General features: G+C 44.5%; 18 protein-coding genes. 10 read left to right on the top strand and 8 right to left on the bottom strand.

Annotated features, from left to right (window positions below):
- Positions 1-90: 90 nt before the first annotated feature.
- From ICE88_RS05425 to ICE88_RS05435, 3 genes are read right to left on the bottom strand one after another with little or no spacing between them, the layout of a single operon-like run.
- Positions 91-315, bottom strand: coding sequence for a DUF4212 domain-containing protein (locus tag ICE88_RS05425; RefSeq protein ID WP_216250258.1), 225 nt, complete (start codon positions 313-315; stop codon positions 91-93).
- Entirely contained in the window at positions 312-1,802 is a 1,491-nt protein-coding gene (locus ICE88_RS05430) for a sensor histidine kinase (protein ID WP_216250261.1), read from the bottom strand. Before ICE88_RS05430 ends, ICE88_RS05425 begins: the two co-directional genes overlap by 4 nt.
- 8 nt (positions 1,803-1,810) lie before the next feature.
- Positions 1,811-2,512, bottom strand: coding sequence for a response regulator transcription factor (locus ICE88_RS05435; RefSeq protein WP_216250263.1), 702 nt, complete (start codon positions 2,510-2,512; stop codon positions 1,811-1,813).
- 192 nt (positions 2,513-2,704) lie between these two features.
- On the opposite strand from ICE88_RS05435, the gene recA reads away from it, so the two are divergent.
- The 7 genes from recA (at position 2,705) to ICE88_RS05470 (ending at position 8,453) form a co-directional block, all read left to right on the top strand.
- On the top strand, positions 2,705-3,787 hold the full coding sequence (gene recA, locus ICE88_RS05440; protein WP_215290349.1) for a recombinase RecA: 1,083 nt from the start codon (positions 2,705-2,707) through the stop codon (positions 3,785-3,787).
- Complete coding sequence (gene recX, locus ICE88_RS05445) at positions 3,780-4,253, top strand: recombination regulator RecX (RefSeq protein WP_216250265.1); 474 nt, start codon at positions 3,780-3,782, stop codon at positions 4,251-4,253. Before recA ends, recX begins: the two co-directional genes overlap by 8 nt.
- 24 nt (positions 4,254-4,277) lie before the next feature.
- On the top strand, positions 4,278-4,856 hold the full coding sequence (locus ICE88_RS05450; RefSeq protein ID WP_216250268.1) for a DUF2889 domain-containing protein: 579 nt from the start codon (positions 4,278-4,280) through the stop codon (positions 4,854-4,856).
- A gap of 107 nt (positions 4,857-4,963) precedes the next feature.
- Positions 4,964-6,124: an ADP-forming succinate--CoA ligase subunit beta gene (gene sucC / locus ICE88_RS05455; protein WP_216250271.1), complete on the top strand. Its 1,161-nt coding sequence runs from the start codon at positions 4,964-4,966 to the stop codon at positions 6,122-6,124.
- A gap of 25 nt (positions 6,125-6,149) precedes the next feature.
- Positions 6,150-7,043 carry a succinate--CoA ligase subunit alpha gene (gene sucD, locus ICE88_RS05460; protein ID WP_215290345.1) on the top strand — a complete coding sequence of 298 codons (894 nt, stop codon included), beginning with the start codon at positions 6,150-6,152 and terminating at the stop codon, positions 7,041-7,043.
- A gap of 76 nt (positions 7,044-7,119) precedes the next feature.
- A complete protein-coding gene (locus ICE88_RS05465) occupies positions 7,120-7,827 on the top strand; it encodes a TerC family protein (protein ID WP_216250274.1) in 708 nt (235 codons plus the stop codon).
- Positions 7,828-7,937: 110 nt separating this feature from the next.
- A complete protein-coding gene (locus ICE88_RS05470; RefSeq protein WP_304608746.1) occupies positions 7,938-8,453 on the top strand; it encodes a pilin in 516 nt (171 codons plus the stop codon).
- 112 nt (positions 8,454-8,565) lie between these two features.
- On the opposite strand, the gene moaC is transcribed toward ICE88_RS05470, so the two are convergent.
- Entirely contained in the window at positions 8,566-9,039 is a 474-nt protein-coding gene (gene moaC, locus ICE88_RS05475) for a cyclic pyranopterin monophosphate synthase MoaC (RefSeq protein WP_216250276.1), read from the bottom strand.
- Positions 9,040-9,065: 26 nt separating this feature from the next.
- Here moaC and ICE88_RS05480 point away from each other — a divergent pair, with 26 nt between their 5' ends.
- Entirely contained in the window at positions 9,066-10,715 is a 1,650-nt protein-coding gene (locus ICE88_RS05480) for a M48 family metalloprotease (RefSeq protein ID WP_216250280.1), read from the top strand.
- 14 nt (positions 10,716-10,729) lie between these two features.
- Here ICE88_RS05480 and ICE88_RS05485 read toward each other — a convergent pair whose 3' ends face one another.
- From ICE88_RS05485 to ICE88_RS05500, 4 genes are read right to left on the bottom strand one after another with little or no spacing between them, the layout of a single operon-like run.
- Positions 10,730-11,164, bottom strand: a complete 435-nt coding sequence (locus ICE88_RS05485) for a nuclear transport factor 2 family protein (RefSeq protein ID WP_216250283.1) — start codon at positions 11,162-11,164, stop codon at positions 10,730-10,732.
- 7 nt (positions 11,165-11,171) lie between these two features.
- Entirely contained in the window at positions 11,172-12,188 is a 1,017-nt protein-coding gene (gene waaF, locus ICE88_RS05490; RefSeq protein WP_216251888.1) for a lipopolysaccharide heptosyltransferase II, read from the bottom strand.
- A 1-nt stretch (position 12,189) separates the two neighbouring features.
- Positions 12,190-12,381 carry a zinc-finger domain-containing protein gene (locus ICE88_RS05495; RefSeq protein WP_216250286.1) on the bottom strand — a complete coding sequence of 64 codons (192 nt, stop codon included), beginning with the start codon at positions 12,379-12,381 and terminating at the stop codon, positions 12,190-12,192.
- A 16-nt stretch (positions 12,382-12,397) separates the two neighbouring features.
- Positions 12,398-13,318, bottom strand: coding sequence for a branched-chain amino acid transaminase (locus ICE88_RS05500; RefSeq protein WP_216250289.1), 921 nt, complete (start codon positions 13,316-13,318; stop codon positions 12,398-12,400).
- A gap of 179 nt (positions 13,319-13,497) precedes the next feature.
- Between ICE88_RS05500 and ICE88_RS05505 the strand changes: the two genes are divergently transcribed.
- Both ICE88_RS05505 and ICE88_RS05510 read left to right on the top strand, forming a co-directional pair.
- Positions 13,498-14,160, top strand: coding sequence for an AzlC family ABC transporter permease (locus tag ICE88_RS05505; protein WP_216250293.1), 663 nt, complete (start codon positions 13,498-13,500; stop codon positions 14,158-14,160).
- On the top strand, positions 14,157-14,483 hold the full coding sequence (locus ICE88_RS05510) for an AzlD domain-containing protein (RefSeq protein ID WP_216250295.1): 327 nt from the start codon (positions 14,157-14,159) through the stop codon (positions 14,481-14,483). The genes ICE88_RS05505 and ICE88_RS05510 overlap by 4 nt, the downstream gene beginning before the upstream one ends.
- Positions 14,484-14,488: the final 5 nt, after the last annotated feature.

The raw sequence follows: 14,488 nt of genomic DNA on the forward strand, positions 1-14,488 counted from the left end.
ATTGTGCAATGAAACTGAAATGAATCTATGAAATTAATCCATAGACCGCTTCATTTTTAGGGTTAATGCCAGATTATTTTCGGCTTGTTTTTATGGCTTTCTTCTCTTTTCGTATTGATGCATCTTGTGTGCGTAAATCCAGATGAGAGCCAAATAAATCAGGAGTGCACCTTGAGCACCCCACCAATAAGTGAAGTTCCAGCCAAAGAAATTAAATCTCAAGGGCTCTGGAGCAAGGCCAACCACCAATGTTGTCACAAACCAAATACTTAATAGGATGGCGATCAGGCGCTTATTTTTAGACCATGTTTTCATGGAGTACCCACAGGAAGATAAACGCGCATACAGGTGCCGTATTTAAGTGGCGATTCTTGATAGATGTTTTCTAGAATCTCAAGCTTGCCGCCATGCTGTGTAGCAATTTCTTTCACGATGGCTAAACCCAAACCACTGCCCTCAATATCACTTCCAAGCACTCGGTAGAAGCGCTCTAAAACTCGCTGTCTTTCTTCTGGCGGAATGCCTGGTCCAGTATCTTTTACTTCAACAATCAGCAATCCTGCTTGGTTGGCTTGTCTCACATCAACGGTCACGGTGCCATTGGGTGGAGTGTATTTGATGGCGTTATCGAGTAAGTTGTTGAATAGCTCTTTAAGCATCACTGGGTTGCCATACATTTTGTGTGACTGTTGATTGGTCTCATAACCCAAATCAATGTTCTTTTCCCAGGCAGCTGATAACCAATTTTTAGTTGCATCAGCGGCTGATTGCGATAAATCAATCAAAATCTTTTCGCTGAGCTTGTTGGTGTTTTCCATTCTGGCCAATGACAGTAATTGCTGTACAAGGCGAGTAGCTCGGGTGGAACTATCGGCAATTTGTTCTAAAGATCTTTGCAGTTCTTCAGGGCTATTTTCTCTTTGAGCTAATTCCGCCTGCATGCGTAGACCAGCCAAAGGTGTTTTTAATTGATGAGCGGCATCTGCAATGAATCGTTTCTGTGATTGCACAGAATCTTCAAGCTGATACAAGACGTCATTAAAACTAGAAATCAAAGGCATGATTTCTTGAGGTGCGGCGCGCTCTTCAATTGGGCTGGTGTCATCAACCAAACGATTACGAATTCTATTTTGTAGAGCGTTCAATGGTGCAAGACCTCTGCTCAAACCAAACCAAACCAAGACCACCACAATCGGCAAAATGATGAACTGCGGCAAGATCACACCTTTGATGATTTCATTGGCCAGCTGCGATCTTTTTTCTAAGGTCTCAGCAACTTGAACCATCACGGGGCTTGGGCCAGTCGACGTTGAGAGTATGACCAAAGTGGCAGCAATGCGAACTTCATTGCCGGCAATTCGACTATCACGGTAAGTGATGGTGCCCACTTGCAATGGATCGCCATCTGCTGGCAAAGATAAATCTTTATCGCCCGCAATTAATTCTCCGCGCGGGCCAATGACCTGAAAGTAAATCGTATCGTTTTCATCAGCGCGCAGAATTTGTCTGGCTGACATTGGCAATGTCAGTGATATTTCATCGCCAACTGCTTTAATTTGTTGAGAGATGGCTTGAACACTGTTTTCAAGACTTCGATCAAATGGAGCGGTTGCAATTGATTGCGCAACCAAATAGGTCACAGCAATACTCATGGGCCATAACAATAAAAGCGGTGCCAACATCCAATCTAAGATTTCTCCAAACAGTGACCTTGGACCTTTGTTGGCATGCTTTAAACCGTATGACTCCGGTGGTAAGAGTCGTTGAAGTTCCGCATCAATGGCGGGGCGGACATCAGCCATCTTAAATATTAAGCTTCAGATACTTTTGGAGCTTCAGGAGGTGCTTGAAATTTTTCTAGGCAATAACCTAGGCCACGGATTGTGGCAATCCGAATCCCACCCACTTCAATTTTTTTGCGCAGACGATGCACGTAGACTTCAATCGCGTTGTTACTGACTTCTTCGCCCCACTCGCACAAGTGATCAACCAATTGATCTTTGGAAACAAGGCGGCCCACTCTTTTCAATAAAACCTCTAAAAGTCCTAGCTCTCGTGCAGATAATTCGAGCATCTTTTCATCGATATAAGCCACGCGACCTACTTGGTCGAATTGCAATGGACCGTGTTTGACAACAGTTGGTCCGCCACCAGTGCCACGTCGCGTTAATGCTCGAACCCTGGCTTCTAGTTCAGATAAAGCAAATGGCTTGGCCATGTAATCATCGGCACCCGCGTCCAAACCTTTGACGCGTTCTTCAGTAGAGTCAGCGGCTGTCAAAATCAAAACAGGGAGCATTGAATTTCTGGAGCGCAGGCGCTTGAGCACTTCAAGACCAGTCATTTTGGGCAGGCCCAAATCTAGGATCAATAGGTCAAAGGCCTGGGCGGATAGGGCGAGATCAGCAGATTGGCCATCTTTGACATGGTCAACTGCATAACCAGACTGTCTCAAGGACCTGGTTAACCCATCAGCTAATACGCTATCGTCTTCTGCAATCAGTATTCTCATACAGCCCAATCAGCAAAATCTTGCTTGTTTATAGGTATTGTCTGACATTAGGCAGCAATAAACTAGTTTCTAGTGCATATTCTAGCTAGGTATTAAAAAAATCCTTGCATAGAGTACTGTTTTTATATACAGTAATTACTGTAAATTGCTCATGTGTAGACAAAATACACCTAATTTTAAATAAGGACGACCATGGAAGACCAAAAAAAGAAATCTGGATCAGGCCCCGCTGATATTGAGGGAATGAGCTCTGATAAGCAAAAAGCCCTCAATGCAGCACTTGCTCAGATTGAAAAACAATTTGGTAAGGGCTCCATCATGCGTCTTGGTGACAGTGATATTGGCCAGGATATTCAAGTGGTATCAACAGGCTCTTTAGGCTTGGACATTGCCTTGGGCGTTGGTGGTTTGGCCAGAGGCCGTGTGATTGAGATATACGGCCCAGAATCTTCAGGTAAAACAACTTTAACCTTGCACGCTGTTGCAGAAATGCAAAAGTTAGGTGGTACATGTGCGTTCATTGATGCTGAGCATGCTTTGGATGTGCAGTACGCAGCTAAATTGGGCGTTGATGTAAATAACTTATTAATTTCTCAGCCGGACACTGGTGAGCAAGCATTGGAAATCGCTGATGCTTTGGTTCGTTCAGGCTCCATTGATTTGATCGTGATTGACTCTGTGGCAGCCTTGGTGCCGCGCGCTGAAATTGAAGGCGACATGGGTGATTCTTTACCTGGTTTACAAGCTCGTTTGATGAGTCAAGCTTTGCGTAAATTAACAGGAACAATCAAGCGCACAAATTCAATGGTGATCTTTATTAACCAAATTCGTATGAAGATTGGTGTGATGTTTGGTTCACCTGAAACAACCACTGGTGGTAATGCTTTGAAGTTTTATGCCTCAATGCGTTTAGACATTCGTCGCATCGGTAGCATCAAAAAAGGCGATGACATTGTTGGTAACGAAACTCGTGTGAAGGTTGTTAAAAACAAAGTATCTCCGCCATTCCGAGAGGCCATCTTTGACATCATGTACGGAGAAGGTATTTCTAGACAAGGCGAAATCATTGACTTAGGTGTTGAGTGTGACATCGTTGAAAAGTCAGGCGCTTGGTACAGCTATAACGGCGAGCGTGTTGGTCAAGGTAAAGACAATGCACGTGAGTTCTTGAAAGAGAATCCTGAAATTGCCAAAGAAATTGAAGCAAGGGTTCGCGAAAAATTAGGCGTTAACACCGGTAGTGTGATCAGCCCTAAAGAAGAAGCGGATGCCTAAACAGCAAGCCCCAAGTTTGATGGGGCGAGCTCTTCGGTATTTATCAAGAAGAGAGCATAGTCGCCAAGAGCTTCGCAAGAAGCTCTTGCCTTATGCGGAATCTGATACTGAGTTGGATGAGCTTATGACAAAGCTTGAGGCGCAGTCTTGGTTATCAGATGAGCGTTTCGCTGAGAGCCTGGTACGTCGTAAATCTGAACGATATGGCAGCTTGAAAATTGTTGATGAATTAAAGCAGCAAGGTATTGAAGGCGACTCTTTGCTGGAAATCAAAGAGCGACTAAAAATTTCTGATGCCACCAGAGCTTGGGAACTGTGGCAACGAAAATTTGATTCAATGGTCACCAAAGATCCAAAAGAGAAATCCAAGCAAATGCGTTACTTGGTATCCAAAGGTTTTCCTTTGAGCGTGGTCACCAGAATTGTTGATGGGCGATTCTCGCCATCCGAGGAAGATTCGCGATAAATTTAGCTGGTGTAGACTTTGTTCATGAGCTCACCTTCTACATCCAATCGTACCCTGATACATACCAGAGACATCAAGACTCAAGCCTTTCGTCGCGATGATGGTTTGTGGGATATTGAAGCCACCTTGCTAGATGTCAAAGATAAAGACTTTCATTTGGCTTCAGGCGTTAAGCCCAGAGGTGAAGCCATTCATCAAATGGTTTTAACAGTCACCATTGATACCAAGTTCAATATTGTTGATGCCCAGGCTAAAACACATGCGGCCCCCTACGATGATCATTGCAAAACCATTGAGCCTGACTACCGAAAACTCATAGGGCTTAATCTGGCAAATGGCTTCAGGGGCGCCGTAAAAGAGCGATTGAGCGGGATTTCAGGGTGTTCCCACATGACTGAACTCTGTTCGGTTTTGCCAACAGTGGCCATTCAGGCATTTGCCGGAGAAATCTTCAAGGTTGCAGACGAAGGGTCTGGAACCATGCCGTTTCAACTCAACCGATGCCACGCTTTAAGAACCGATGGTGAAACAGTCAAAAGGTATCACCGGGCTTGGTTTGGAGCCCCATTAACACCCGTGGAAATTTCAAAAAAAGAGTCTTAATCCCTGAAAAAGCGATAATAATGAGATTACTTAGCAAAAATAGTAAATAGACAGAGTTAAGTAAGCTAAAAACATTAATATTTCGGTCTATTCAAAAGGGAGCCTTAATGAAGATCCACGAGTACCAAGGCAAGGAAATCTTGCGTCAGTTCAATGTTCCAGTGCCAAATGGCATTTCAGCTTTAAGCGTTGATGAGGCTGTTGAAGCAGCTAAAAAACTGGGTGGCCCAGTTTGGGTTGTGAAGGCCCAAATCCATGCAGGCGGACGCGGTAAAGGTGGTGGCGTTAAGGTTGCCAAGAGTCTTGATGAAGTGAAGACTTATGCAACTCAAATTTTGGGTATGCAATTAAAGACTCACCAAACAGGTCCAGAAGGTCAAAAAGTTCGCCGTTTGTTGGTTGAGGACGGTGCGGATATCAAAAAAGAATATTACGTAGGTATCTTGACTGATCGTGGCACACAATCAGTGGTGGTGATGGCGTCTAGCGAAGGCGGCATGGATATCGAAGAAGTGGCAGAAAAAACCCCAGAAAAAATCATCAAAGCATTTGTGAACCCATTGGTTGGTTTAACAGACGCTGATGCAACTAAATTGGCGCAAGGTATTGGCGTGCCAGAGGCATCACAAGCGATGGCAAAGGAAGCTTTGCAAAACTTGTACAAAGTTTATATGGACACAGACGCATCATTGGTTGAAATCAACCCATTGATTCTTGAAGGCAACGGCAAGATCAAGGCTTTGGACGCTAAGTTCAACTTTGATTCAAATGCTTTGTTCCGTCATCCAGAAATCGTTGCTTACCGCGATTTGGATGAAGAAGATCCAGCTGAAGTAGAAGCTTCTAAATTTGATTTGGCCTACATTTCATTAGACGGCAACATTGGTTGCTTGGTGAACGGTGCCGGTTTGGCGATGGCAACCATGGACACAATCAAGTTGTTTGGTGGTGAGCCAGCAAACTTCTTGGACGTTGGTGGTGGTGCAACTGCTGAAAAAGTAACAGAAGCATTCAAGATCATGTTGAAGAACAAAGATGTGAAAGCTATCTTGGTGAACATTTTCGGCGGCATCATGAAGTGTGACGTGATTGCCGATGGCGTGATCACAGCCTGTAAAGCGGTGAACTTGAACGTGCCTTTGGTGGTTCGTATGAAGGGCACGAACGAGGACCTTGGCAAGAAGATGTTAGCTGAGTCAGGTCTACCAATCATCAGTGCAGACACGATGGCTGAAGCAGCTACTAAAGCTGTTGCAGCGGTTAAATAAGCCACCGGCCACGAAAGGAATTTAAATGTCTATTCTTATTAATAAAAACACACGAGTCATTACTCAAGGTATCACTGGTAAAACAGGTCAGTTCCACACTGAAAAGTGTCAAGAGTACGCAAACGGCAAAGAATGTTTTGTTGCTGGCGTGAACCCTAAAAAAGCTGGCGAGAAAATTTTCAACATTCCTATTTATGCGTCAGTGAAAGAAGCTGCTGCAGAGACAGGTGCAACTGTTTCAGTGATTTATGTGCCACCAGCGGGTGCTGCGGCTGCGATCTGGGAAGCTGTTGAAGCTGATCTTGATTTGGCTATCTGTATTACAGAAGGTATTCCTGTTCGCGATATGTTAGAAGTTCGTAACAGAATGGCTGCTAAAGAAGCTAAAGGCGGCAAAAAGACTTTGTTGTTGGGACCAAACTGCCCAGGCTTGATCACTCCTGAAGAGATCAAGATCGGCATCATGCCAGGTCACATCCACCGCAAAGGTCGTATTGGTGTTGTGAGCCGTTCAGGTACCTTGACTTATGAAGCTGTTGCTCAGTTAACAGAAATTGGTCTTGGCCAATCTTCAGCAGTTGGTATTGGTGGTGACCCAATCAACGGTCTTAAGCACATTGATGTGATGAAAGCATTCAATGACGATCCAGATACTGATGCAGTGATCATGATTGGTGAAATCGGCGGTCCTGATGAAGCTGAAGCAGCTCGTTGGTGCAAAGCTAATATGAAAAAACCAGTGGTAGGTTTCATTGCTGGTGTTACAGCTCCTGCAGGTAAGCGCATGGGCCATGCTGGTGCGTTGATTTCTGGCGGTGCTGACACAGCGGATGCTAAGTTGGCCATCATGGAAGAGTGTGGTTTCACAGTGACACGCAATCCATCAGAAATGGGCAAATTGCTTAAGGCATTGTTGTAATATCCCTTTTACGGGTCAAAATTAACGGGAGCCTAGCTCCCGTTTTTTGTTTAAATAATAAAAATATGAGGTTGACATGGAATTTCTAGCAACGATTGATTGGGCCGTGATTGCTCAAATAATCATGATTGATATTTTATTGGGTGGTGATAATGCGGTTGTGATCGCATTGGCTTGTCGCAACTTGCATCCTAACCAGCGACGCAGAGGCATCATGTGGGGCACTGCGGGTGCGATCATCTTGCGTATTGCCTTGGTGGCATTTGCGGTGACTTTGTTACAAATTCCATTCTTGAAGTTCACTGGCGGAATTTTGCTGTTGTGGATTGGTTACAAGTTGATGGTGCAATCAGAAGATGATGATGGCCACGAACTTGAAGCTTCCGATAAATTATGGGCCGCTGTTAAAACCATCATCGTGGCTGACATTGCGATGAGCGTGGATAACGTGATCGCGATTGCAGGAGCTGCTGGTCAAGTGGATGCCGCTCATCACCAGTTTGGATACATTGTGTTTGGTTTGTTGGTTTCAATCCCATTGATCGTGGGTGGTAGCCAAATCGTTCTTTATTTGATTGATCGTTTCCCATGGATCGTGACTTTGGGCGCAGGCCTGTTGGGATGGATTGCTGGCGGAATGATTTTCTCTGATCCTGGTCTCATTAAACACCTTGGTGCCGGCATAGAGAACTATGCAACGATTGCAGGCATCGTCGCAGCTGTTGGCGTTATGCTTTACGGTGAAGTAATGAAGAGGCAAAAGAAGAAGACAAAACAAGCTTAATTGCTTGTTCTTTGACTCAACTCAAAATCAGAGCTTTCTGACAACGATGTAGTCCTTGTTGATGGGTATCATCTGAGAAGATGGTTTCCCATTAACAAAGGATTGAATGAATGAAAAATAAAGACCTTATGACGCCTAAGCAAGAGACTTCTGTAAACAAGCAAAATGGTTTTACCTTGATTGAACTGATGGTGGTGATTGCCATCATTGGTATCTTGGCTGCAATCGCAGTGCCTAAGTATCAAGACTACATTGCTAAAACTCGTGTGACTGAAGGTTTAAGTTTGGCGGCAGGCGCTAAGTTAGCGGTGACTGAGGTTTATTCCGGTAAAGGCGCTGCAGATATGGCAGTTGCAACAGAGTCAACATTCAAGAGCACCACAACAAACAGCGTGAAAGAAATCAAGATTGAAAAATCTGGCGCTATTTTGATCACCTATCAATCCAGCGTAGCTCCTGAAGGCGCTAATACCTTGAGCATTGTGCCGGTCAACAACGCCAGTAGCGATGCTGTCACAGCTTTGGATCTTAGTGTTAAAGGTGAGCAACCATGGGCAGGTATTTGGTCATGCAAATCTCCAGCAACAACCTTGCCTGCAAAACTACAACCAAGTGATTGCAAGTAAGGAAATAAAGTTTTAAAAAATAAAGAATAAATAAAGTAGAGCAACAAAAAAAGGCGAAGAATCTTCGCCTTTTTTGCTTTTAAGATTCTATGAAGAATCTATGCCATGTGGTTTAAGCCTTCCAAGTACCAGACTTGCCGCCACTCTTCTCAAGTAGCTTTACTTCTTTAATGACCATGCCGCGGTCTACGGCTTTGCACATGTCATAAATGGTGAGCAAGCCAATTTGCACGCCCGTTAAGGCTTCAATCTCAACACCAGTTTGACCAATGTTTTCAGTCGTGACTGTGCAGTGAATAGTGGATTGAGACTCGTCAGGGGTGAATTCAACAGCAACCCTGGTCAATGCGATAGGATGGCATAAAGGAATCAAATCAGGACTCTTTTTGGTGGCTTGGATAGCCGCAATTCTGGCGATGCCAATCACATCACCTTTTTTGTGGCTTCCCGACATTACCATGTCAAAAGTACTTTTTTGCATTTGTATACTGCCAGTAGCAGTTGCAATGCGGTGTGTGTGAGCCTTTTGGCCCACATCTACCATGTGGGCTTGGCCAGTTTCATCAAAATGAGTCAGTTTGTTCATGCGGTATTTGTACCATAATTAGGGATATGAATCGAAAAAAGAATAATGTCGCTCAGAAAATAATTGCGAGCTCGCTCGCTTTCATTTTCTATCCAAGCTGCTTATTGGCTCAGATCGATAACAATCGAGTGGCGCAGGAGAATATTGATCGCACCATGCAGTCTCCCAGAGCTGGCTCTGAATTTGCGCCTCCTAGTAAAAGAGTTCAACAACCTCAATTGGTCTTGCCTGATTTGGGGGATTCATCGAGTGCAGCTTTATCCCCGATTGATGAAAGATTATTGGGTGAGCGCATCATGCGCGATATTCGCAGAGACCCAGATTATTCAAAGGATGCGGTTTTTCATGATTACCTCAACACAGTTGGTCAGCATTTAATTGATACAGCTAAAAAGCAAGGCGTGGCTGGTTTAGATGGTCGAGGTAGCTTTGCCATTAATTTTGAATTATTCGGTGTGCGAGATAAGAGCATCAACGCCTTTGCATTGCCAGGGGGTTTTATTGGTGTGCACACCGGTTTGATTGTTTCTGCAGAAACAGAGTCTGAATTAGCCTCAGTGCTTGGTCATGAGATTGGCCATGTGACTCAAAAACACATTGCTCGCATGTTTAGTCAGCAAGGCACTAATTCAATGATTGCCTTGGCATCGATCATTTTGGCGGCAGTTGCTGCCAGCCGTAATCCGAACGCAGCTCAAGGACTTGCTGTGGGTGGTCAAGCATTAGCGATACAGAATCAATTGGCCTATTCAAGAGATGCTGAACGTGAAGCTGATCGCGTGGGTTTTCAAATTCTTCAGGCAGGTGGTTTTGATGTACAGGGCATGCCAGACTTTTTCCAAAGAATGCAAAGAGCCAATAGCATCATGGAAAGTGGTGTTCCTGGTTATGTGCGCACCCATCCACTGACAACAGATCGTATTGCAGATATGCAAGATCGAGTGCGTGGCTTGAGCAAGCCGAAGGTCAATTCATCAATAGAGTTTTACTTGTTGAAAGCCAGAGCGAGGTTAATACAAACCACAAGCTCAAGTAATTACCCTGAACTAAAACAATTTTACGAAAGCCTTGCCAGAAAACCCGATTCTATTAAGCAGTTGGAGGGTAATTACGGCCTGACATTGTTGAATCTTAAGCAACAAAAGATAAGTGAAGCAGAGTCATATTTGCAAAAAAGTAGGGTGTTGATGCAAACAGTTTCTGCACAGGGCTCTCCCGTGCAGCGCTCAAGCCTCTCTCTAGAAACAACTGCGATTGATATTTTGTTTGCCAAAGGTCAACATGCAGAAGGGCTTAAACAAATTGCTCAAATCAAAGCAACGCACCCTCATTCAAGATCTCTGAATATTTTGACGGTTGAAGGTCAGTTAAAAACCAAGCAATATGATCAAGCCATTAATTGGTTAAAAAATCAAACAAAATCACAGCCAGAAAATTCAATATGGTGGGACCTCCTGGCAAGAGCCTATGCGCAATCAGGTAAAAAAGCGCTTCAGCATGGCGCCTTAGCAGAGAAGTATGTTGCTGATGGGGCGTGGGTTGCTGCTATTGAGCAGATGCGTTTAGCTAAGTTAGCCGTTGACGCTGATTTTTATCAGTCTTCAGAAATTGATGCTCGCGCTAGACAAATTCAAGACTTGTATCGTCAAGAACTTATTCAACAAAAACAAAAATAGTTTTAATGGTTTGATCAGTGAAAGCCGTGGATGGTGCTCGGCAATTGAATATGTTCTTCTTGAGCAGGGCTTGTGTGAATATGAGCAATTCTCCAGCCCATAGGGCCTTGAACCAAGATATAAGTGAAGTTCAAGAAAAACTCAGGTTCAATTTGCTCAGCCTCTAAGCGGACAGCTTCGGTTGAGTCAAAGAAAGATATACCGATGCCTGTGTGACCAATCACTTGAATTGGGTCGAGCCACAAAAAGTGATCTTCAAGTATTTTCTTCAATCCTTCGCGAAGCTCAGCGTGCCCATTCAAGCGTTTGCCACCTGGCAAGATGCATGTGATTGAGTCCTCATCCATCCATAGATCAATGGATCCATCCAAGTCATTGCGATGCAATGATTCGCGCCATGCTTCGATGACTTCTTCTGGCATTTGAAACAATCTGGCTTGACTTGGCATGGTATTTTTATTGATTAAGTTGATTGACAGAGTTTAGGACGTCTTTTACTTCTATGTCCACTAAACATTTCAAGTGGCCGAGTGGGCAAGTTCTCTTAAAGCATGGGCTGCACTCGAGATGTAGCCAATGAATTGAGGCAAGCTTCGAGAGTGGCGGTGTGTGCCTTGGATCGCTAGAGCCAAATATGGCCACTTGAGGGCGTCTAAATGCAGCAGCAATATGCATCAAGCCAGAGTCATTGCTGATGACGGCTGTGGCATTGCTGATGGCAGCCATGGCATCTTCAAGACTGGTTTGACCACACCAATTGATGACCCTATCTGGATGATTGCTGATGTTTGCAATATCACTGCCAATTGAAAACTCTTTCTTGCTACCAAGAATTAATACCAAAGAGTTTTGCTTTGTTTGAATGAGTTGTTTGGCCAAGTTACCAAAATGTTCTATGGGCCATTGTTTTGCTGGGCCATATTCAGCACCAGGGCAGAGCACATAGAGCTCTTGATGCGCTTGAATGTTTTGAAGCGTTTGCTGGCTCTGGTCAATCATTGCTTTTGGCAATGATAGGTGAGGTTGCGGCACTTCGGAGGACGTCTGCCCTGAAAGTGCATAGTAATGGCTCGACATGGGTGGGCGATGTGAGCGAGATGGATTGTTGAGCGCCTCATTGATCAAGCCCCAACGCATCTCACCTTGGTAGCCAATTCTGCGCGGAATCTTGGCAAGCCAAGGAATCAGTGCTGATTTAAAACTATTGGGTAAAACATAGGCATGGGTGTAAGCGCCATTGGCCAATTGTTTGGCCAGAGCTTTTCGCTCGTTCCACTGTAATACCCCATGCTGAAAATCAGCGGTGATGATTTGATCAACTGCTGGTATTGCTTTCATGATGCTGGCCACCCATGGGGTCGCTAAAACATCAATCTGACTGTTGGGATTATTTTTTTTAAGCTGAGATATCAGAGGTTCAGTCATCACTGCATCACCAATCCAGTTGGGTGCAATGATGAGTATCTTCACCATCTTAGTGACCGTGCGGCTTTGTGCCAGGCAGAAGCTCATATTCGGTGCCGCAGTATGGGCACTTAGCATGGCCAGTGGTCAGCACATCTAGAAAGACGCGAGGGTGCATGCTCCAGGCAGGGGAGTTATTGTTGGGGCAATGAAGAGGTAAATCTTTATTGCCATCGACCTTGATAACACTTTGCTGACTCATGATGGCCTCGGTTTTCTTAAACCACAGTTAGCCAGTGACGATATTTATCGCTCTTACCAGCTACTGCATCAAAGAATATTTTCTGAATTTTTGTTGTGATCGGACCGCGTGTGCCATCACCAATGATGCGATCATCAAGTTCACGAATTGGTGTTACTTCCGCGGCTGTGCCTGTGAAGAAGGCTTCGTCACAGCAATACATCTCATCGCGCGTGATGCGCTTTTCTTTAATTTCAATGCCAAGATCTTTAGCAATTGTAAAAATAGCATCACGAGTAATGCCATCCAAACATGAAGCCAAATCAGGTGTGTAGATAACACCATCTCTAACGATGAAAACGTTCTCGCCAGAACCTTCTGACACATAGCCATCAGTGTCTAAAAGAAGCGCTTCGTCGTAACCTTGAGCAGTCACTTCTTGATTGGCAAGGATTGAGTTGATGTAGTAACCAGAAGCTTTGGCTCTCACCAAAGAAACGTTGACGTGATGTCTTGTGAATGAAGATACCTTGACGCGAATACCTTTGTTCAAACCATCTTCACCTAAATAAGCACCCCATTCCCAAGCAGCAACTGCCGCGTGAATTGAATTACTTCTTGCAGAAATACCTAGTTTTTCAGAGCCAATCCAAACAATTGGACGAATGTAGCAAGATGCCAATTTATTTTCTTTAACAACATCAATAATTGCTTTGGCCATTTGCTCTTCGGTGTAGTTCATCTTCATCTGGAAGATTTTTGCTGAATTGAATAAGCGACGTGTGTGCTCTTTCAAACGGAAGATCGCTGGACCAGCATCAGTTTTGTAGGCTCTGATGCCTTCAAAAACACCCATGCCGTAATGAAGTGTGTGAGTTAACACGTGGATGTTTGCGTCTCTCCAAGGGACCATCTTGCCGTCCATCCAAATAAAGCCATCACGATTTGCCATTGACATGGTTTGTTTCCTAAATTCTGAGAAAAATGGGTTGAAGCGCCATTGTAAAACAGCCACAGGGAGATGGCTATGACGAAGACATCTGTGCTCCCTATAATCAAAGATCCTCTTAGACGACTGAATTCACAGTGACCTGGCTCTCAAACAATAAAAAACACCTACTTGAAGGCAGTAAAACCATGTCAAAAGCTGGTTTTGCGATCTTCACTTGGGCGCTGGTGACTGGTATGGCCATGGCTGAATCAAGTTTGACCACCTGGCAAGCCATTGGAATGTCACTGTTGGTTTACGCCGGTTCTGCACAATTGGCTGCCTTGCCCTTGATGGCTGGTGATTTCCCTTTTTGGACCATTTTTTTAACGGCTGCCGTGGTCAACTTGAGATTTGTTATTTTCAGCGCTGGCCTACAACCGTTTTTTAAAGACAGAACGCTTTGGAAGCGATCTATTTTGGGTTACATGAACGGGGATCTGACCTTTGCTCTTTTGATGTCTCGTTATTCACAATATCGAGCGGATCCATCCCACTTACCATTTTTCTTAGGCATGTCTTTGACCAACTGGACGATTTGGCAAACAGGGTCTTTGATTGGGATATTTCTTGCCGGAGCAGTCCCAGATGCTTGGGGTCTAGGCTTTGCTGGAACATTGGCATTGATCGCCATTTTGTTACCGATGTTGGATGGTTTATCCATGCGCTTGGCAGCCATTACAGCCTTGGTAGTGGCATTAGCGGCCAATGACCTGCCTTATAAGTTGAGCATTGTTTTGGCGGTTTTGGCAGCCATAGTGGTCGGTATTGCGTCTGATCGTCTTTTTAGGCAAAGGAAAGGAGTGTCATGAGCCCAGTCGATAGTTGGATCGTGATCATCGGCCTGATGGTGGTGACTTTGATCACTCGGAGCTTCTTTTTGATCATTGGCGAACGAATGGAGCTATCAGAAACAGTTCAGAATGCCCTCAGATACGCTCCAGCCGCCGCTTTGGTGGCCATCATTGCCCCTGAAATATTTATCACTCAGACATTCACCCCATCTGAAGTGACCACGCCTCAATTTTGGGGAGGTGTTGCCTCTTTTGTGGCATTTTTAGTCACAAGAAGTATGTTTTTCACGATTATTTTGGGAATGTTGGCTTTTACCTTGGTGGGCTTGATTGGGTCCTAAAAAAC

It is taken from the genome of Polynucleobacter sp. AM-26B4, from assembly GCF_018882285.1.
Taxonomy (GTDB): Bacteria; Pseudomonadota; Gammaproteobacteria; order Burkholderiales; family Burkholderiaceae; genus Polynucleobacter.